The 19,542-nt window shown below is 69.7% G+C and carries 17 protein-coding genes; 3 read left to right on the forward strand and 14 right to left on the reverse strand.

Features of this window, described 5'->3' with window-relative positions; genetic code table 11:
- Positions 1–20: 20 nt before the first annotated feature.
- The 10 genes from C8E96_RS26220 to C8E96_RS26265 all read right to left on the reverse strand — a co-directional run bounded on the left by C8E96_RS26220 (position 21) and on the right by C8E96_RS26265 (position 12,169).
- Positions 21–1,142, reverse strand: a complete 1,122-nt coding sequence (locus C8E96_RS26220) for an aminotransferase class V-fold PLP-dependent enzyme (RefSeq protein ID WP_091369584.1) — start codon at positions 1,140–1,142, stop codon at positions 21–23.
- Between the two features lie 70 nt (positions 1,143–1,212).
- On the reverse strand, positions 1,213–2,184 hold the full coding sequence (locus tag C8E96_RS26225; RefSeq protein ID WP_133794793.1) for a proline dehydrogenase family protein: 972 nt from the start codon (positions 2,182–2,184) through the stop codon (positions 1,213–1,215).
- On the reverse strand, positions 2,184–3,356 hold the full coding sequence (locus C8E96_RS26230) for a fatty acid desaturase family protein (protein WP_228769631.1): 1,173 nt from the start codon (positions 3,354–3,356) through the stop codon (positions 2,184–2,186). The genes C8E96_RS26225 and C8E96_RS26230 overlap by 1 nt, the downstream gene beginning before the upstream one ends.
- Positions 3,357–3,401: 45 nt before the next feature.
- Positions 3,402–5,348, reverse strand: a complete 1,947-nt coding sequence (locus C8E96_RS26235; RefSeq protein WP_091369588.1) for a S9 family peptidase — start codon at positions 5,346–5,348, stop codon at positions 3,402–3,404.
- Between the two features lie 75 nt (positions 5,349–5,423).
- Positions 5,424–6,425 (reverse strand): enolase C-terminal domain-like protein, encoded by a 1,002-nt coding sequence (locus C8E96_RS26240; RefSeq protein ID WP_091369590.1) that lies wholly within the window; start codon positions 6,423–6,425, stop codon positions 5,424–5,426.
- Positions 6,422–7,681, reverse strand: a complete 1,260-nt coding sequence (locus tag C8E96_RS26245; RefSeq protein ID WP_091369592.1) for an ATP-grasp domain-containing protein — start codon at positions 7,679–7,681, stop codon at positions 6,422–6,424. Before C8E96_RS26245 ends, C8E96_RS26240 begins: the two co-directional genes overlap by 4 nt.
- On the reverse strand, positions 7,671–8,957 hold the full coding sequence (locus C8E96_RS26250; protein ID WP_091369594.1) for an ATP-grasp domain-containing protein: 1,287 nt from the start codon (positions 8,955–8,957) through the stop codon (positions 7,671–7,673). Before C8E96_RS26250 ends, C8E96_RS26245 begins: the two co-directional genes overlap by 11 nt.
- A 42-nt stretch (positions 8,958–8,999) precedes the next feature.
- Positions 9,000–9,572: an aspartyl/asparaginyl beta-hydroxylase domain-containing protein gene (locus C8E96_RS26255; protein ID WP_133794795.1), complete on the reverse strand. Its 573-nt coding sequence runs from the start codon at positions 9,570–9,572 to the stop codon at positions 9,000–9,002.
- 36 nt (positions 9,573–9,608) lie between these two features.
- The gene (locus C8E96_RS26260; RefSeq protein ID WP_091369599.1) at positions 9,609–10,847 is read right to left on the reverse strand and encodes an MFS transporter; all 1,239 of its coding nucleotides are present in this window, start codon (positions 10,845–10,847) and stop codon (positions 9,609–9,611) included.
- A complete protein-coding gene (locus C8E96_RS26265) occupies positions 10,838–12,169 on the reverse strand; it encodes an ATP-grasp domain-containing protein (protein WP_133794797.1) in 1,332 nt (443 codons plus the stop codon). The genes C8E96_RS26260 and C8E96_RS26265 overlap by 10 nt, the downstream gene beginning before the upstream one ends.
- 259 nt (positions 12,170–12,428) lie before the next feature.
- Between C8E96_RS26265 and C8E96_RS26270 the strand changes: the two genes are divergently transcribed.
- The 3 genes from C8E96_RS26270 (at position 12,429) to C8E96_RS26280 (ending at position 16,507) form a co-directional block, all read left to right on the forward strand.
- Positions 12,429–13,697, forward strand: coding sequence for an ATP-grasp domain-containing protein (locus tag C8E96_RS26270; RefSeq protein WP_091370170.1), 1,269 nt, complete (start codon positions 12,429–12,431; stop codon positions 13,695–13,697).
- A gap of 144 nt (positions 13,698–13,841) precedes the next feature.
- Positions 13,842–14,732, forward strand: a complete 891-nt coding sequence (locus C8E96_RS26275) for a hypothetical protein (protein WP_091369604.1) — start codon at positions 13,842–13,844, stop codon at positions 14,730–14,732.
- Complete coding sequence (locus C8E96_RS26280; protein ID WP_091369606.1) at positions 14,732–16,507, forward strand: GMC family oxidoreductase N-terminal domain-containing protein; 1,776 nt, start codon at positions 14,732–14,734, stop codon at positions 16,505–16,507. The genes C8E96_RS26275 and C8E96_RS26280 overlap by 1 nt, the downstream gene beginning before the upstream one ends.
- A 285-nt stretch (positions 16,508–16,792) precedes the next feature.
- Here the strand turns inward: C8E96_RS26280 and C8E96_RS26285 are convergent, their stop codons facing one another.
- The 4 genes from C8E96_RS26285 to C8E96_RS26300 are packed head-to-tail and all read right to left on the reverse strand — an operon-like array spanning position 16,793 to position 19,480.
- A complete protein-coding gene (locus tag C8E96_RS26285) occupies positions 16,793–17,236 on the reverse strand; it encodes a hypothetical protein (RefSeq protein WP_091369607.1) in 444 nt (147 codons plus the stop codon).
- Positions 17,212–17,481, reverse strand: coding sequence for a hypothetical protein (locus C8E96_RS26290; protein WP_091369609.1), 270 nt, complete (start codon positions 17,479–17,481; stop codon positions 17,212–17,214). The genes C8E96_RS26285 and C8E96_RS26290 overlap by 25 nt, the downstream gene beginning before the upstream one ends.
- Positions 17,481–19,184 (reverse strand): C2 family cysteine protease, encoded by a 1,704-nt coding sequence (locus tag C8E96_RS26295; RefSeq protein ID WP_091369612.1) that lies wholly within the window; start codon positions 19,182–19,184, stop codon positions 17,481–17,483. Before C8E96_RS26295 ends, C8E96_RS26290 begins: the two co-directional genes overlap by 1 nt.
- Positions 19,181–19,480: a hypothetical protein gene (locus C8E96_RS26300; protein WP_091369615.1), complete on the reverse strand. Its 300-nt coding sequence runs from the start codon at positions 19,478–19,480 to the stop codon at positions 19,181–19,183. Before C8E96_RS26300 ends, C8E96_RS26295 begins: the two co-directional genes overlap by 4 nt.
- Positions 19,481–19,542 lie beyond the last annotated feature (62 nt).

Here is a 19,542-nt window from a genome sequence, read left to right on the forward strand (position 1 = left end):
CGCGGGCGTCGACCACTACGTCAGGCGCCCAGGATCTCCCTGAGCGCGCGGCCCGCGGCGGCCACGTCGTCGAGGCTGGTGTAGTAGTGCACCGACAGCCGGACAGCGGTGTCGATACCGCGCTCGGCCATGAAGATCGGCGTGTGGTCGCCCCGGATCTTCCACCCGTTGATCCCCCGGGCGCCGAGTTCGTCGCGGATCTGCTCGGCGGGGATGCTCGCGTGCCGGAACGAGACGATGCCGGAGTGCCGGGTGCCCGGCTCGATCAGCTCGACGGGCAGTTCGGCCAGGGTGGAGCGCAGCGCCTGGAACACCTCGTGCTGGGCGAAGGCGTCGACCGAGTCGAAGTGGATGAGGGCGGCGTTGAATCCGAGCACCGCGGCTGTGGTGCGCTCGGCCAGTTCGAGCCCGCGGGCGCTGGTGTCCTCCACGACGTACTCGGTCGGCGAGACCACTCGGGCCACGTGCAGGTCGTGGGTGTCGGTGATGAGCGTGGCCCTCAGTTCGGGAGCCACATAGGCGAAGCCGGTGCCGCGCGGGCCGCGCAGGAACTTGCGGCCCGCGCCGCTGAGCAGGTGGCAGCCGATCTCGGCGACGTCGACGTTGACCTGGCCGATCGCCTGGCAGGCGTCGACGGCGTAGAACGCGCGGTAGGGCGCGAGGATCCGGCCGATCTCGGCGACCGGGTTGACGATGCCGCAGCCCGACGGGATGTAGGTGAGGGAGACGAACGCGACGTCGTCGCTGATGTTCGCCGCGATCCACTCCAGGTCCAGGTCACCGGTGCCGGTGGTCGGGATGGTCTCGATGACGCACCCGGTGCGGTCGCGCAGCGCCAGCAGCGAGATCAGGTTGCCCGCGTACTCATACGGCGTCACCCAGACCTTCTCGCCCGCCTTGAGGTCGAGCCTGCACACCACAGCGCACCACGCGCGGGTGGCGCTGTCGAAGAACGCGATGTCCTCGACCGGCGCGTTGACCAGCGCGGCGATCCGCTCGTAGACCTCCTGCTGGAGGATCTTGTCGTAGTGCAGCTCGGTCTCGTAGGCGCCGTGTTCGACCTCGCGGCGCACGCACTCGATCATGGCGGTGGCGACCGACTCGGGCATCAGGCCCGCGCCCGCGGTGTTCAGGTGGATCATCGAGAGCCTTTCCCGGGGCTGGGTGTGCCCCTAGGTGTCCGACGCCGAGGGTTTCGGCGGCTGTTCGGTGCTAGTAGTCCGCGCCGAAGACGACCCGGTCCGGGTCGGCAAGGTCGGCCAGCGCGGTGATCACGTTGAGCGGGCGTTCCGCGAGGCGGTGCAGCAGGTGCAGCCACCAGTTCTCGCCGTAGGTCAGGTAGACGCGGCAAGTGTGGCCCGCTTCGTGGTGCGCGCGCAGCAGTTCGGGGCGGACGCCGTGCAACATCTCGATCTCGGCGGCCCCCGCCAGCACCCCGGCCTTGGCGGCCCGGTTGAGCAGGGCCGCGTTCTGGGTGGCGAGCGCGACGCGGGCGCCCGCGTCGATGGCTTGCTGGGCCAGGTCGAGGTAGCGCGTGTGGAGGTCGGTGCCACGCCCCAGCGCGATGTCGGCGGGTTCGACGTAGACGCCCTTGACCAGTCGGATCTTCGCGCCGGTGGCCAGGATGGCGGGCAGGTCGTCGACGGTGCGGTGCAGGTAGGCCTGAACGGTGATGCCGACGTTGGTGTGGTGCTCGGCGAGTTTGGTGAACACGCCGAGGACGTCGTCGACGAACTCGGAGCGTTCCATGCTGATCACGACGTCGCTGCCGTGCGCGGCGGCGGCGGTGAGGACGCGGGCGGTGTTCTCCAACGCGAGTTCCGTGGAGAGCAGCAGCCCGACGGCGGACAGGTCGAAGCCGAGTTGCAGGGGCATCGTCGAGCGCCGCAGCAGGTCGAGGTAGCCGGTGACGACATCCTCGACCTCACCCGGGTCGTTGATCTCCTCGCCGACCGCCTCGACCGACACCTGGTAGTCCTTGGCCCGCAGGGTGGCGGCGCAGTCGAGCACCTCGTCGGCGTTCGCCGCGGCGACGTAGCGGCGGGCGGCGGGGGCGAGCAGGGTGCGCAGCAGCGAGTCGGGTTCGGCGAACGCCGTGCGGCAGGCGGGATCGGCCGCCAAGGTGCGCAACGCGCGGGCCCCGAGGACTGGTATGCCTGCTGGGTTTACTGTGGACTGAGACATCAAGCCGCCTTCCGATCGTCGATCACATCGAACCCGTCGATCACCTCGGACTCCCGCGCCTCCGCCTCGGCGGTGATCATCATCAGGGTGGCGAAGCTCGGGCCCGTCCCCGGTACGCCGCCCGCCTGCCGCCACTCCCGGTACTTCGCGGCGTAGCTGATCACCGTCTCCTTGCCCCGCCGCGACGCGGGGACGCTGAACACCCCGGCCCACATGCCGTCCCACCGCGCGTAGGCGGGGTCGCCGAGCAGCACCTCGTGCGCCCGGCGCAGGTTCCAGAACGGCACCCCGGTGTTGAGGTGGTGCACCAGGTGGAAGCGGTCGTTGTGCCTGCTCAGCAGGAATCGCTCCCAGAGCCTGCCGTGCCGGTTGCGGGTCAGCAGCACCCGCTTGGACTCGCCCTCGGGCAGCGGGTAGTGCTCGGCCAGTTCCGAGAGCCAGCCGATCGCGACGTTGACCGTGCACAGCGGGACGAACCAGAACAGCAGCAGCTCCGGCAGCGCGCCGAACCAGGCGCACAGGCCGATGATCAGCGCCCACTGGGCGAGCAGGATCAGCCGCTCGATCTTGAGCGGCACCGGGGTGGACACCTGGGGCACCGACGAGTCCGACCAGAACCGGTCACGGAACAGGTAGCCCAGGTAGGAGAAGGTGCGCAGGCCGATGGCGGAGAGGAACACCTCGCGCACCACGAACGCCCGACTCGACTTGCTCTCGTCGTAGAGCCCGCACTCGATGTGGAAGCGGTAGTCCGGGTCGTTCTCGGGGTCGCCCAGATTGCGGTGGTGCAGCCCGACATGGGTGTTGCGGTAGGGGCCCTGCAGGTGGAACACCAGGTATCCACTCAGGACAGTGCCACCGATCACGTTCAGGATCGGGTTGCGCGCGAACGTCTTGTGCGACGACTCGTGCAGCAGGTGAGCCAGGAACCGGTGCGTCGACCCGATCGCGAGCAGCGCCACCGGGTAGAACCAGTAGGACACTCCGACGCACAGAGTCACGGCCGCCGCGACCAGCGTGAACTCGAACAACACGGCGAGCAGCCCGTGGTAGTTGTCCAGCTTGCACAGCTTCTTCAATCCACGGCGGACGTTCGGCTCCAACCGGTCGAAGCTGAGTTGTAGCACGGAGTCCAGACCCTTAGGTCCCGTGGAGATCTCCCGTAACGGCATTCTCGGCTCCTTCCGATCGCGTGCGCCGCCGCGGCGGCCACGCGCTCATAAGTCTTCGGCGGGCGCGAACCCGAGGGCTCGGCCGTAGAGGTGCATCTCCGCCCGCAGACAGCGGGCGATGGTGTCGGCGCGGCGGAAGCCGTGTCCTTCGCCTTCGAAGGTCAGGTATTCGTGCTCGACTGCGCGGGCCGAGTCACTGCTTCCGGCGAGCCCGGCCAGCAGCCGTTCGGCCTGCGCGGGCGGGCACACCGTGTCGTCGAGCCCTTGGAACAGCACGAAAGGGGCGGTGATGCGGTCGACATGGTGCACCGGTGAGCGGTCGCGGTACACCGCGCGCCGGTCGGGCCACGGGCCCACAAGCCCGTCGAGGTAGCGGGACTCGAAATCGTGGGTGCCGCGGGTGCGCCAGCCCTCGAGGTCGAGCACCGGGTAGTAGATGGCGGCCGCGCGGTACAGGGTTGGCTCGGTGGTCAGCGACACCGCCGCGGTCCACCCGCCCGCGCTGCCGCCGCGGATGGCGATCCGGTTCGCCGCGGCGACCCCATCTGCGACGAGAGCACGGGCGACGGTCGCGCAGTCGGCGACGTCGACCACGCCCCAGGTGCCGCGCAGCCCCTCACGGTAGGCGCGGCCGAAGCCGGTGGACCCCCGGTACTGCACGTCGACCACGCCGATGCCGCGGCTGGTGAAGTAGGTGATCTCCTGGTTGCGGATCCGGTGGCTGCGGCTGGTCGGCCCGCCGTGCACGAACACCACATAGGGCGGCAGTTCCCCCGCGGGCGCGACGAAGTCGGGGTTCGTCGGCGGGTAGACGTGCGAATGCACGTCGGAGCCATCGGGCCCGCGGTCGGTCCGGTGCGTGGGGACCGCGGTGAACTCGTCGTGGGACCCGGTCGGCGGGCGCAGCACCTTGGTGGTGCCCTCGGCGAGATCGACCAGGACGACCGCCCGCCGGTGCCGCGGACCCGCCGCCACCACGGCGACTCGGGTGCCATCGGTGGCCGGGTAGGCCCACTCGGTGTACGGCGAGGCGATGTCGCGCAGCGACCCGTCCGCGCCCAGCACACCGAGATCGCGGCCGCTCGTGCCGTGAATGACCGCGACCGTGCCGTCGGCCAGGGGCAGCGACCACCGCAGTCCGATCCGCCACAGCGCTTCGCCGAACTCCTCGGGCCGCGAGCACAGTGAACGGCTCTCCGTGCCGGGTCCGATGTGGACGGTCTGCAGGTTCCACCAGCCGTCGGGATCACTGAGCGCGTAAAGGGTTCCGCCACCGGTGCCCCAGTCCACCTGGGTCACCGACTCGCGCTCGCCACCGAGCACCTGCCGGGGCTCGCCGAGCGTCCCGTCAGGCCTGATGTCGGCGACCATCAGCGCGGTGCCGTCCCACGGCATCGCCGGGTGGTCCCAGCCGAGCCAGGCGACCCGGTCGCCGCCGGGCTCCACCTTCGGCCCGGTCATGAAGTCGTGGGTCGCGGCGAGGACCCGCACGGCGTCGGGGTCCGCGGCCGCGGACCCGTCGAGCGGCAGCGCCACCAGGTGCCGGATGACCTTGGTGCTCTCCGGGTCGAACACCGTCTCCCGCAGGCACCACACCTCCGCGCCGCGAACGGCGAAGTCCGCGTAGCGCAGGGAGATCTCGTCGCTCTCGGGGCTCAGCGGCTCCGGTTCGGCGCCGGGCCGCCAGCGGTACACGCGCTGGTCGGCGTAGTGGGTGAACACGATCCCGTCGCCGGTCGGGCCCCAGGGCCTGCCGCCGTACTCGATCACCCGGCTGCGCACGTCCCAGCCGGGCAGCGCGTCGACGACGCCCGCGCCGGTGTGGCGCATGAGCGCGTTGCGCCCGCCGTCCTCCGGGCGGACCTCGGTCCACCACACCTCGTCGCCGACGAAGCCCACCCATTCCAGCAGCGCCTCCCCCGCCGCGACGCTGTCGGCGTCGACGGGAGAGGGCCACGTGCCGTACGGGGCCGTGCTGCGGACATGGTCCATCGGTCCGGTGTTCCTTTTCGGTGTCGGCAAAGCCGCCCGCCGGTGGTGCGGGCTGGATCAGGGGGCGCGGCGCGGTCAGTAGGCGATGCGCGGCACGCCAGGTTTCGAGCTGTCGAGCCGGTAGGACATGACCGACTCGTCGCCGGTGAGCCAGAAGTGCCCGTCGAGGTCGGTCCACTCGCACAGGCCCGCGAGCTGCGCGGCGTAGGCGATGGCACGCGGCGGCTCCAGGAAGCAGCCGAGCATCCGGGTCGCGCCCCGCGCGCCCAGGTCGGTGAGGACCCGTCGGCCGGGCAGGAGCCCGCCCAACCGCATGAGCTTGGTGTTCGCGCCGTCCGCGACCGCCACGGCGGCCTCGACGTCGGCGACGGTGTTGACACCCTCGTCCAGGATCACCGCGGTGCCGGGGAGCGCGGCGCGGACCTCGGCGAGCAGGTCACGGTCGTGGACCGGGTCCTCCAGCACGGCGGGGGCGATCTCGGCGACCAGCTCGCGCAGCCGCGCCCAGTCCGCCGGTCCCCAGCCGCGGTTGACGTCGAGGATGACCGGGCCGGGCACGCCGACCAGGCCGCGCAGCACCTCGTCGTCGTCCGGACCGCCGAGTTTGATCTTGACCGGCCGGACGCCCGCCGGGATGTCCTCGCCGATGGGGACGGTGTGCAGCAGCCGCACCTCCCCCGGCTCGGGCAGGTCGAGCAGCCGCCACACCGGCACGCCCGCGCGGCGGGCGGCCCGGTCGAGGAACGCCATCTCGACCAGCATCCTGGCCGGTCCGGACACCGACTCGCCCGCGTCGAGTAGCGCGGTGAAGAGCCGGTCGGGCCGCAGCGGCCCGCGCTCGGACACGGCGGCCGCCATCGCCGACGCCTCCTCGGCGATCACCCTGGCGTCCTGGCCGTAGCCGAAGTCGGCGGCGATCTCGCCGTCGCCGGTGTGCCCGTCGCCGGTGTCGCCCACGGTGAGCCGGATGATGTCGACCGTCTCGATGGTCATGTGCGAGATCTCGAAGGAGCGCGGCAGCCGCAGCGGCTCCACGGCGACCGTGATGGCGCCGTCGGCCAGGGAAGTGCTCGTCATGCCTGGTCCCTCCGTTGCGCGGTGACCGGTGGGGCCACGGTGAACTCGACCGAGGCCGCCAGCTCCGCGGCCAGGGCGCGCGCGGCGGCCGGGGTGTCGGCGCCGACGACGATCGCGCCGACCCGGTCCTCCCCGTCGCGGAATTCGTTGATCACGTCGCCCTCGCCGACGGCGAGTTCCGCGTAGACCACCGCGGGGTGGGCCCGGACCTCGTCCCAGCCGGTGATGCCGAGCACGCGGCCCGGCGGCGGGGCGAAGTAGCGGGACGCCGCCGCGCGTACCGGGGTGCGCGGGCCGGGGCCGGCGGTGCCGAGGGCGTCGTCGTAGACCAGGCCGTAGAGCTCGATCCCGGGAATGGCGTGTTCGAGCATGCGGTGGATCCAGCCGCCGCCGACGCGCACGTGCACCTCGCCGATGACCACGCCGCGCGTGGTCAGCCACAGCTCGACGTGGAAGAGCCCGAAGCGCAGCTCCAGCGCCTTCAACGCCTCGAGCACCTCCCGCTCCACGCGTGCGCTGTCGTCCTCGGGGAGGTCGGCGGGCAGGACGTGGCCGATCTCCACGAAGTGCGGCGGCGGCAGCTTCTCCTTGGCGGTGATGGCCAGCACGGTGGGCAGGCCGCCGAGGAACACGCCCTCGACACTGAACTCGGGGCCCTCGACGAACTCCTCGATCAGGAACTCCGCCGGGTTCGGCTGCGCGGCCACCGCGGCCGCCAGCTCGTCCATTGTGGACACCTTGCGGACGCCTTCGCTGCCCGACCCGTCGCGTGGCTTGACCACCCACGGCCCGGTGGTGCCGCGGGCGAACTCCTCGGCGTCGGCCAATGCCGTACACAGGCGCACCGCGGGCTGGGCGAAACCGGCCGCGGTGAGCGCGGCCCGGCACGCGTCCTTGGTCCGGATCCTCCGCACCGCGTGCGGGGAGTTGCCCGGCAGCCCAAGCACCTCGGCCGCCTCGGCGACCGCGACCTGGGCCATCTCCCGCACACCGAAGACGAGGGCGAACCCTCCTGCCTGTTCGCGGGCCCACCGCGCGACCGCGCCGGGGTCCACGTGGTCCACACAGGACGCTCCGTCCGCGGCCGCCGCGACCGACGGGGTGGCCGCCAGGGTGGCCTCCTGGTTGGTGACGTGCGTGCTGAGGCCGCGGTCGTTCGCCTGACGCAGCGCCGCGATCGCGACGTCCACGCTCAGCGACATGTCACCCGCCCCGCCGACCAGCAGCAGGCGACCCGCTTCGCTTTCAGTGGTCATGCTCGAGTTCTCCGTGCTCATGCGGGATCAGCCGGTATACGCGGTCTTTGAGTTCCTGCACGCGCTCGTAGTCGCGCTCCAGTCGCTCAGCCGATTCATGCCCCAGGTGCACCGCCAGGGTGCTGGTGTAGAGGTCGACCGTCGGTTTGATCCGCCCGCCCGGCTTGAGCTTGACCCGCAGGTGAAGCACCGATGGTAGGGAGTTGATCTCCGCGACGACGTCCTCATCGATGCTCTCGATGACTCCGTCAAGCTCGGTCGGGGTGATCACCATGCACCCGTGCAGCAACCGCTCGTAGGTGCGGTTCGCATAGCGCTCAAGGAATTCCGTCGGGCGCACGGCCGCCAGCGCGGTGAGGTCCGCCTGGTTCGCGCCGAGGCACGCGTCGTTGTACGCGGGCACGACACCGCCGGTCATCCGGGCGCCGACCTCGACAAGAGTGGGGCCCTGCGCGGTGAGGATCACCTCGGCATGCGTGGGACCGTGGTCGATCCCGAGCGCGTCGAGCGCCGCGGACGTATACGCGATCAGCTCCGCGACCTGCGGCGACGCCGGGTCCTGGATGTCGTCGCGGTCATAGATGTTGTGCACGCCCACGAGTCGCTTGCGGTACTTCCAGACCGCGCTCGTGTAGCGCCGACCACCCAGGGACACCATGTCCACTGAGTACTCGTCACCGGCCAGATAGGACTGGACGAGCACTTCGCGGTTGGCGTCCTCGAAAATGGTCGCCGAGCCCAGCACCTGTTCCGCGGCCTTGCGAACCTGTTGCGGCGAGGTGCAGATGGCGACGCCGTCGGTGGCCGCCGACGCGAGCGGCTTGACCACGACCGGGTAGTCCGCGCGGCGCTCGGCCCAGGCCACGATCTCCTCGGCGTCGTCGCTCTTGAACTGGTCGGCGCACCGAACGCCCGCCCGGCGCAGGGCCTCGATCATCTCGTACTTGTCGCGCCGGGCCTTGGATCCCGCGCTCGCGTTGCCGGGCAGGCCGAGCAGCTCGTTGAGCCGGTCGGTCCACTCGACACCGGGCTCCTGGCCGGTGACGACCGCCACCGGGGAGTACTTGGCGAGTTCGGCCGCGGCCTCCTCCGGTGTCGCGCGGGCGATGTTGGCCCGGTACGCGGTCAGATCCGGCAGCATCATCGAGGTCATCAGCTCGAGGCTGCTCTGCACGTGCACCACGTCCGCACCCGCCCGCGCGAACGCGGGGGGCAGGTGGTTGCCCGAGGTGTACCCGTCGACGATCACGGCGACGGGGCGCGGTTGTTCAGACATGTTCCTACCCAGGGGTTCGTTGGGCTGCGCGGGCAAAACGCGTCATTCGACCTTCGTCATGGTCAAGTGGATGCGCGTGTCGCCACCGGCGTTGTACGCCGAGTGGTGCAGCTTGGTGTTGAGGATGTGGATGCGGCCGTCGGTCGGCACGTGGTAGGTGTGCCCGGTCCGCAGCAGCAGCCTGCAGTCCTCATTGGTCGTGATGGCCATGTGCGCGACGCGGGAGGCGTCGGTGTGCATGTGGTAGATCTCCGACGGGTGCAGCGCGACCAGGCGCATGCGGCCGATCTGGAACGGCAGGCTCTGGTAGATCTCGTAGAAGTAGGTGTCCTTCAGCTCTTCGTTGAAGAAGGCGAAGTCGGCCTCCTCGAAGTTCTTCGCACCGGTCACCTGGTTGAACTGGCCGTTTCCCGCGTCGTGCCACGGGTCCTCGGCGTTCGCGCGGTGGGTCAGGCCGAGCTTGCGCAGCCGGTGGTCGGGGTTCGCCGGGTCGGTGACCGGCACCCGCTCGACGACCTGCTGGTAGGCCTTGAGGATTTCCTCGTGCTCGAACTGGAGACCGGGCACCAGTTCGACCATCTCGATGTTCACGGATTCGATAACGGACTGGGACAAGATCCACCCCTCGGGTTCGGTTGTGCTGTGCGGAGATCACAGGTGTGCGGGACGCCACCTGTGCAGTGACCAGTCGACGAGCGGCTTGCAGGCCGCCCCGACCAGGAGGAATCCGGCCGCGATCGCCAGCCACGCGGGCGTGCCGTAGGTGAGCGCGAGACCGAGGACGGCGGGGGCCAGCGCTTCGGCGACCCCACCGCCGAGGCCGAACACACCCGAGTACTGGCCCTGCGCGTGTGGTGCGGCCAAACCGAACGAGTACTCCATCGACGCGGCCGAGTGCCACAGCTCGCCGATCGTGTAGACCGCCATCGACGCGAGCAGCAGGGCGATCGCGATGCCCGCGGGCTGGTCGCCCGCGGCCGCCATGATCACCATGCCCACGGCTACGGCCAGCCCGGCCCACCGCATACGGCGACCCGCTGTCACGTGGTCGGACACATTACGGCTGACCACCACCTGGAGGGTGATGACCATGACGGTGTTGAGCGCGAGCGCCACCGACACCATCCACCTCGGCGCGGCGGTGTGGTCGACGATCCACAGTGGCATCAGGAAGGTCGGCACGGCGAAGTGCAGCGACATCATGGAGTTCAGCACGGTCGCGGTGAGATACGGGCGGTCGCGCAGCGCCTCCCACCGGCCGACGACCACCGGCGCGGCGACCGGGGCGAGCCGGGGCAGGCGGGTGAGCATGATCGCGCCGCCGACGAAGGCCAGCACGCGGCCGCCGATCAGCGCCAGGTAGGCGCTTTCGGTGTCGAGCTGGATCGCGATGCCCGCGGCCAGCGACCCGAGAGCCAGCGCGAGGTTGACCACCGAGCGCAGATACGCCCGGAACTTCGCCGGATTGTCCCCGCCGAAGCCGCGGATGAGCGGGGCCTTGCTCGACTTGTCGGCGGCGAACACCAGTCCGACCAGGATCGAGACGAGGATGTAGGGCCCCAGGGTGGTGACGAACATGTAGCAGGTCATGGCGGCCGCGCCCGCGACCATGACCACGATCTGCGTCTCGCGGGCGCCGAAGCGGTCGGCGATCCGGCCCGCGAGCACGCCCGCGACCAAGCCGACCATGGCCCCGATGAACAGCCCCAGTGCGACCTGCGCCATCGGCAGCCCGACGATGCGGGTGAAGTAGAGGGCGCTGCCCGCCATGAACATGCCGCTGCCGAGCGCGTTGACGAACGACGCCACCGCGAGCGCCCGCTGCGGCGGGGTCTCCGGCAGGAGCCTGGCCACCGGTCCGGGCTTGGCCGGAGCCTCGGTCAGCGCCATAGCTGGTCCTTGTAGTCCTCGTCGGGCCAGATCTCGCGCTGCCAGGCGCGCAGCTCGCGCATCGGCCCGCCGGACGGCGCGATGAGCAGCCGCTCGTCGAACCACACGCGCAGTTCGTCGAACCGGCGCAGCATCGCCTCCTCCGACTCCGCGGAGACCAGGACCTGGGCGATGCGGGCGTTGGTGCTGCCGACCCCGGCGGCGATCTGGCCGCCGAAGGCGAACTCGACGCGCACGTACTCGACCCCGGGCAGTTCCCGCATCGCCGCGGGCGACGGACAGCTGAACAGAGTGCCCGGCCTGCCCATCAGGTAGGTGCCGCCGATGGTCCCCGATCGGATCTGGATGTCGAGGTCGGGCTTGCGGCCCAGCGCGCCCAGCAACGCGGCCTCGCCGAGGTGGACGTTGAACTTGGCCTGGACTTCCTCGTGCACCAGGGCGCCGCCACGGCGGGCGGCGCACTCGCCGAAGGTCAGCGTGCCCAACTCGGCGTCGTAGAAGAACTCCATGTGGAACACGCCGTCGCGCAGCCCCAGCGCCTTCAGGGCGCGCCGGACGACGGGTTCGCCGAGTTCGTAGGCCCAGGATTCGGTGTCCGGGTCGAACCGGCGCAGCCAGAGCGGCAGCGCCTGGTCGACTGTGGACAGACAGGGCAGGCCGTAGCGCCCCAGCGCGCAGAACATGACCTCGCCGTCGTAGACGATGCCGTCGGCGACCCATTCCTCGCCGCCGTCGACGAACTCCTCCAAGGCGAACGTGCGCTGCGCGGTGCGCTCCGCGCGGTACTTGTCGCTGAGGTCGCGCAGCTGCTGAAGCGAGGTGACCACCGTGGTCATGGCCGTGGCCGCGCCCGCGATGGGTTTGAGGACCGCGCGCTCATAGGGCAGCGCATCGATCCCACTCACGTCATGGATGTCGTCGATGACGGTGGTTCGCGCAGCGGGGATGCCGACCTCGCGCACCCGCTGCTTCTGCAGGGTCTTGTCGCGGAAACGCACCGCGGTGACCGGGTCGATCGCCCGCGCCCCAAGGTGTTCGGCGAGCACCCCGGCGGTCACCATCGCCCACTCGTCGCTGGTCTGCACGGCGTCGAACCGGCGGTCGCCGAGTCCGGCGCGGTGCAGCGCGCTCAGCACGGACTCCGGGCTCGACACCTGGTCGACGCGCAGCACGGTCATCCCGTCGGGGACCAACTGCAGCCCGTAGTCGTGCGCGCCCGCGCCCCACGCCACCACGGCTTCGACGTCATGGCGTTCGCATGCCTCCAAGACGTACTTGTCCACGCCGAGTATCAACACCAGCGGTCTGGGTTCAGAGGTCATCTGGTCCATCGCATTCGGGTATGACCGGGCCGAGGCCCGAACAGCGGACAAGTGGTGGAACATCGAAACGAAGAGTGACAGTCACGCGACAAGGGTGTCTTCCTCAATGCTGCCTATAGGTTCAGCTACCCCCCGCACCCATGATTTCGTCACGAGCGCTGATTGAAGCCACCGCATGAACCGCATTGGCGGATAAGCTCGCGACTCGCGGAGCCGCTGTTTCCCGCGTCGAGGAATGTCACCGAAAGGCGATGACGAGATGACCGGTGTTTCCCACCAGCCCACAGCCGTGATCGTCGACGGTTACTCGACGGGTAACTTCCTGCCTGCCGCGTTCGCCAGGATCGGCGTGCGCGTGGTGCACGTGCGCAGCTCGGCGGAGCTCATGGCGTCCATGGTCGCGCCGGAGATGGCCGACTACGACGCCGAGTTCGTCTGCCCCGACGCCGAGGCGTTCGACCGCACCTGCGCCCAGTTGGCCGAGCTGAACCCGGTCGCGGTCCTCACCGGCCAGGAGCCGGGGGTCCCGCTCGCCGACGCGCTGAGCGAGCGGCTGGGGTTGGCCACCAACGGGTCGGCGCTGTCGCGGGCACGGCGCGACAAGTACACGATGATCGAGACGCTGCGCACGGCCGGCATCCACTGCGCCGACCAGATTCTCGCCAGGAGCGCCGCGGAGGCCGTCGCGTGGGCCGAGGAGCGCGGCGAGTACCCGGTCGTGGTCAAGCCGCTGAGCTCGGCGTCGTCGGACTGTGTCAGCGTGTGCCGCGACGCGGGCGAGGTGGCCGCGGGCGCGGCGGCGGTGCTCGCCGCGGTCGACATCTTCGACCGGCCCAACACCGAGGTCCTGGTGCAGTCGTTCCTCTCGGGCACCGAGTACATCGTGGACACCGTCGCGGTGGCGGGCAGGCGCTACGTGTGCGGCGTCTGGGCGTACGACAAGACCACCACGGCGGCGGGCAAGCGGACCTACGACCGCGACATCCTGCTCGACTCGGCCGAGTCGCCGGTGCCCGAGCTGGTCGCCTACCTCGACACGGTCCTCGCCGCGCTGGGCATCGTCCACGGGCCCGCGCACGCCGAGGTGATCATCACCCCCGACGGCCCGGCGCTGGTGGAGATCGGCGCCCGGCTCAACGGCAACATGAACCCGGGTTTCCACGACGCGTGCCTCGGCGCGAACCAGGCCGACCTGATCGCCTTGGCGTACGCGCGTCCCGACGAGTTCCTCGAGCGCTACGCCGACCGCGTCTACACCCGGCGTCAGCCCGCGATCGTGCACAGCACCACCACCGACCTCGACGGCATCGTCAGCGAGGTCGACCAGGCCGCCGTCGCCGCGATCAGTGAGCTGCCGAGCGTGCACCTGGTCGGGGTGAAGCTGGCCCCGGGCAACCGGATCCGGCCGACCGAGGACCTGCTCACCAGCCCGCTGCGGATCTTCATGACCGCACCGGACCCCGTCGAGCTCGACCTGGACTACAAGACGATCCAGACGCTCAAGGACCAGGTGTACCGAATCGGATAGCTCGAATTTGTCATCTGTCCGCAATTCACATGATCGTGACGCGCTGTCCTGTCCGGTTTTTGTGAAGATGCTTGACCTGGTCATTCGAACACAGAACACTCCGCGCCACCCCAAGCCGACCTTGTGCGCACAACGGAGTGATGGATGACTGAGGCGGAATCGAATCGCCGGACGTTTCTCAATCGGATGGGACTGTTCGGTGTGTTGGCGGGCGCCGCGGTCGCGTTGCCGGTCTCCGCGTACGCGGGTCCGTCCGGCACCACGACCCTGCCGAGCCTGGTTCTCGACCTCCTTCGCCCGGCGCTGAACACCGTGTCCCGGCAGACCTACAACGCGCTGACCGTGTTCGCCGTGCCCGGGCCGGACGAGTACTCGAAGCGGCAGGGCACACCACGCTCCGAGCCGGGTGCCATCGAGGCCCGCGCGACCGACTTCATGCTCCACGCGCTCGACAATTTCGTGCCGTTCCCCGACGAGTTGGCCCGGCCGATCGCGGGCACGCTGGCGGCGGGCCTCGGCGGGGTGCCGATCACTTTGTCCGGCGGGCTGCTCGGCCTCGATCTGTCCGCTGTGGACTCACTCGGCGGCGCGGTGGACGCGCTGCTGGACAACGACGAGGTGCTGCCGCTGTCGATGGTGATCGCCTTGTTGTTGAACTCCCTTGCCCTGCGGGTGAATCCGCTGTCGGCGACCGGCGTGCTGCAGTCGCCTTTCGCGAGGTTGAGCTATGCCGAGAAGGCCAAGGCGTTCAGCCTGCTCGAGGGTGGCGACTCCGGGCTGGTCGGCGCGGCCGACGGCGACGTGCCGGAGCCCCTGCGGGACTCGGTGTCCGGGCTCGGCAGGTTCCTCGGCGGCTCGCTGATCACCTTCAGCACCTTCAGCACCTACTCGGAGTGGGCGGTGTTCTCGCCGAGCACCCGCTCGCTCACCGGCGTCCCGGTCGGCTGGAAGATCAGTGATTACGACGCTGGCGTGCTCGACGGCTGGGACGACCTGCGCGGCTACTACCAGAACCGCAAGGCGGTGTCGGCCTGATGCGCGACGTCATCGTCATCGGCGCGGGCGGCTGCGGGCCGGTCGTCGCGAAAGAACTGGCCGCGCACGGGCTCGACGTGCTGCTGATCGAAGGCGGTCCGCGACACGCGAACCCGCGCAAGGAATGGAGCCTGCTGGAGAACGACGCGGCGCACATCCTCAACGGGTATCTCCGCGTCGGGCCGGAGGACCGGTCGAAGCCCGCCTGGTATCGCGAACTGCCGCAGAATTCCTTCCTCTGGCAGGTCTCCGGGGTCGGCGGCACGACCCAGCACTATTTCGGGAACTGTCCGCGGGCGTATCCCGGTGTGTTCCGCGGATACACCGGCGCCGACAAGGCGAATTACGACGTCGATTATCTGTTCCCCTTCGGTTACAGCGACTTGGTGCCGTACTACGAGTGGGTCGAAGCGACCCTGCCCGTGTCCACCGCGCCGATGGGAACCAAGGAGACCGTGTACTTCCGGGGCTGCGAGACCCTGGGTATCCCGGTGCAGACGACCAAGACCACGAAGGGCGCCTCCTACCGGCCGCAGGAGAACGCGATCCTGCCGCCGGGTGGCCACGCGGGTCTGACCACCGACCGGTCGAAGCTGGTCTTCCCGCTGTCGACCGGGTGCACGTTCTGCGGTCACTGCATCCAGGGCTGCATGCAGCCGATCAGTGTGCCGCGCAACCTGACCGCTCGACGGTCCACCGACAACAGCTACGTGCCGATGGCGCTCACCGCGAACGCGTGGTCGGCCCCCGGCAAGGCGGTCACGCTGGTCACCGACGCGATGGTCACGAAGATCCACACCGGTCAGGTGGACGGACGCCTGTCGGCCACCGGCGTCACCTGGCGAGACAACGAGACCGGGGAACAGCACCGTGAGGACGCCCGCGTGGTGGTCCTGTCCGGGGGCGCCGTGGAAAGCCCGCGGTTGTGGCTCAACAGCGGGCTGCCCAACCCCAACGACTGGGTCGGGCGCGGATTCACCGACCACTACCTCGACCTCGTGTGCGGTGTGTTCGACGACGAGGTCGGCAACTCCAAAGGCCCGCACTCCTCGGCGCGCTGCGACTTCCCGGGGTACGGCGCACTGCAGAACGTCGGCATCGGCCCGGCCATCCAGGCACTCGCCATGACGTTCAGCGACAGCGGTATCCGCGGTCAGTACACCAACGGGCGCGGGTCGACGGGCAGCTGGGACGGCCCCACCGGCAGGCTGGCCGCGAACGAACTCAAGGACACGCTGCTGCACGGCGTGGACCGGATCCTCAACGTCGTGACCCTCACCGACGACGATGTGATGCCCGACAACCGGATCACCCTGTCGGCGATGCCCGCCGATGAGAACGGTCCGGCGCCGAAGGTGCGGATGGACCAACGCGGCCGGTCGGCGCGCAGTGTGCGCAACCGGGAGTTCCTGGCCCGCAAGGCGGTGGACCTGCTGCGCGGGGCGGGGGCGAAGAAGGTGTACCGGATGGATCTGGCGCCGCTGATGATGCATGTCCACTCGACGATGCGCATGGGCGTCTCCGAGACTGACTCGGTGTTGGACGCGAACGCGGAGTCTCGGGCGGTGAAGCGGTTGTTTGTCGCGGACAACTCGGCGCTGCCGAACAGCATTGGGGGGCCGAATCCGACGCTGACCAGTCAGGCGTTGGCTACTCGGACGGCGGAGAAGATCTTCCAGGGTTACTTCGGTGGGGATCCTTGGGTGGCTTCTGGGGCGCCGGTGGTTTCGACGGATCAGCGGATTACTCGGCGGATGGGCGAGTTGGGGCTCTGACGCCGGCGGGTTTGGGTGCTGGGTGCCTGTTTGGGTGGTTCGCCTTGATTCGGGGACCCCGGAGAAGGACCTGCGCGGGTAAAGCGGGCAGGATAGGGAAACTGCCCCGCGCCGCGAAAGTTTAGGTCCTTCTCCCCCCGAATCAAGGCGAACCACCCAAACAGGCCGTTGTGTTGGGCCCGTTGCGTTTCGGGGTGGTTGGTGGCATGCAGGTCGCTTAGGCAGCCCGTTCTGTTTTGCCCCTTGCGATACCGCTGATCGGAGCGGCCTGTGCTCCTATTGAGGCTAAGCGACCTCGATGGTGACTCTGGGCGGTGCGGGGCGTCCCACCGGGCACGGGTCGGACTTGCAGGGGGCCGCGGGGCGGGGATCTTCGGTGTAGAGGCTGGTTTTGCCGGTTCCGGTGGCTTGGAAGACCAGTTTCCCGTCCTCGCGGGACTCGGCCAGTGTCAGCACAGCCGTGTCGGGGTGCTGGCCTACCTCGCGGGTGCGTTGCACGACCACAGTGTCGCCGACCTTCATTTTCACGGTGCCGGTCTTCCCGAGGTGCAGCACGATCTGTTCGCCTTGGGGCAGCTGGTATCCGTGAGTCTGCGGCTCAGCCGACGTCGTCGTGGGTTGGGTCGTGGTCCGGGCCGGGGTGGGCTCGCCGGGCTGGGTGGTGGCGCACGCGGTGAGCGTGAGCAGGCACAGCAGGGCGCCGGTCAGGCGGGTCCGAGGACGACCCATGGCCGCTTCCCCTCCTCCGTCAGCACCGCGGAGATCAGCACATCCCGCTCCCCCACCCGGAAAGGCACACCCTTGACCGCGTGGACGACCGTGGCGGGCTCTTCCCCATGCCAGCAGCGGAGTTCGACCTGATCGCCGTCGATGGCAGCGACGGCGTAGTTGACGCCGTCGGGGTCGGTGGCGACACCGCCCTGGGGGATCAGCAGGCCCTGGGGTGCGCCCACGTGCTTGGTGTAGTCGTCCATCACTTCCCCACCGTCATGTACGTCGTGTGCTCGCGCAGGTCGTTGAGCGGCATCGCGATGTGCTCACTGCCCCACGGGTTGCGCAGGTGCGCGGTCGGCGGGTTGGTGCTCCAGTCGACGCGGTCGAGGGAGTACACGTGGTTGTTGACCAGGTTGGTGCCGTTGGGGTCCTTGTAGGGCTGTTCCCCGAGGATGGTGACGGTGACCGGTTTGCCGTCGCGTTCCAGCTGGCGCAGTTGGTCGTCGGTGACGTTGGGGCTGTCGACCTTCTCGGGGCGCTCGCCGGTGAGCCGGGCCATGTCCTCCTCGGGGAACCCGCCGTTGAGGCCGGGGTAGCCGCGGTTCTCGTTCTGCCCGTGGCCGCTCTCGATGGACGGCTGCTGCGACAGTTCGGCGTTGGTCTGCGCGAGGGCCTTCTCGTAGAGCTGCACCCAGTTGGCCTGGTTGCCGTCATACGTCGACTGCCAGCCGGAGCCGTTGCGCTGCACCGGGGTGTCGGGGGTGACGACGACGGGCACCGGTGTGCCGTCGTTGCGGTACAGGGTCACCGTGTAGGTGCCGTTGGGGTTGAGCTGGATGTTGTCGGCGAGCTGCTGCCTGCCCTCCGGCGTGCTGGCCAGGGAGTACAGGGTGGCCTGCAGGTGGCAGTCGCCGAGGCCGCGCTGCTGCACGTCGTTGGGGTCGATGGTGTCGGCGGTGACCGGTTTGCCCGCGTCGGGCAGCGGCTGCCAGCTCAGGTTGGTGCCGTCGGGGCGCAGGTCGTCGCCGAGTTGCGGGATGTCGCCGTAGGGGTCCGGGTGCCAGTAGTCCTCGGGGAGCTGGTCGGCGAGCCCGTTGAGGGTGTCGAGGTCGACCTTGCCCGCGAGCTTGTTGTAGAACTCGCGCTGCGCGGCGGTGTCCTCGGGGCCGCCGCCGAAGGGCATCCAGTCGACGGCCATCGCGTTGTGCAGGTCGTCGGTGTCGAGGTGGTCGAGCAGGTAGTCGAGTTCGGCGGCGGTGAGGTCGTCGGCGGCCTGCAGCAGCAGCAACCGGCGGGCGAGGTCGCTGTCGGCGTTGTTGAACTTGTCGGCGAACTCGCGGGCGCGTTCGCTGTCGCCGGTCTTGTTCAGCGTCTCGTTCACTTCGCCGGAGAGGGCCTCGACGGCGGCGCGCTGGGTGGGGTCGGCGATCTTGGAGGCGTCCGGGCCGCGCGGCGGGCGAACGCCGAGAAGGGTTTCCTCCTGGGCTTTGAGGAGGTCGGTGAGCAGCTTCAACGCCTCTTCGCGCTGTCCGCGCACCCGGCCGAGCGCGCCCATGGCCTGCCCGCGCATCATGGCGACCTGGGTGACCTCGAAGAAGTCGAGGTCGTCGTTGTTGGGCCCGTTCATCTTGTCGACGGCGGCTTGGAACCGGTTGAGCTCGTCGGCGGTCTCGGTGGCCGGGTTCCGCAGTGCCTCAAGGGTTCCCGCCGCGCCCGTGGTGGCGTGGTGGCTGTCCTCGGCGATGGCCATGGTCTTGAGGACGGTGCCGCGCAGTTCGCTCAGGTAGGCGCGATACGCCTCGGCGGCGGGGCCTTCCCAGGGGACGCGTTCGAGTTGCTCGATGACGTTGGTGATGCCGTCGGCGCTGGCGGCGATCGCGCCGAACCCGTTCGCGGCCTGTTCGCCGCCCGCGGGGTCGGAGATCAGGACGAGGTCCCACGTCCAGGGGCCGGGGGTGGTCATGATCCGGTCCTCGCGGTGAGGCTGTGGGTGTTGGACTGCTCGGTCTTCTCCAGCAGGTCCGCGGACCGGCCGAGCGCGTCGATCACGTCGTTGGTGAGCGCGGACAGCTCGGCTATGGCTTCCTGCAGCCGCTCGGCCATCGTGTTCATCGTCGGCGTGGCGCCTTCGTGGCGGATCAGCGCGGACCCAGCTTTCACCTCGGCCTCGCCGGTCGTGGCGGGCGGCACGGCGGCCAACGCCTTGCGGGCATGGCCGGCGATCCGGCGCACCCCGTCGATGTCCATCTGGGCGACCACGCGCTACCCCCGGGTTGAAGACCTGTTTCGCTTTCCGACGCACGTCCGGGCCGTTTCGTTCC

The sequence above is a fragment of the Actinokineospora alba genome, assembly GCF_004362515.1.
GTDB lineage: Bacteria > Actinomycetota > Actinomycetes > Mycobacteriales > Pseudonocardiaceae > Actinokineospora > Actinokineospora alba.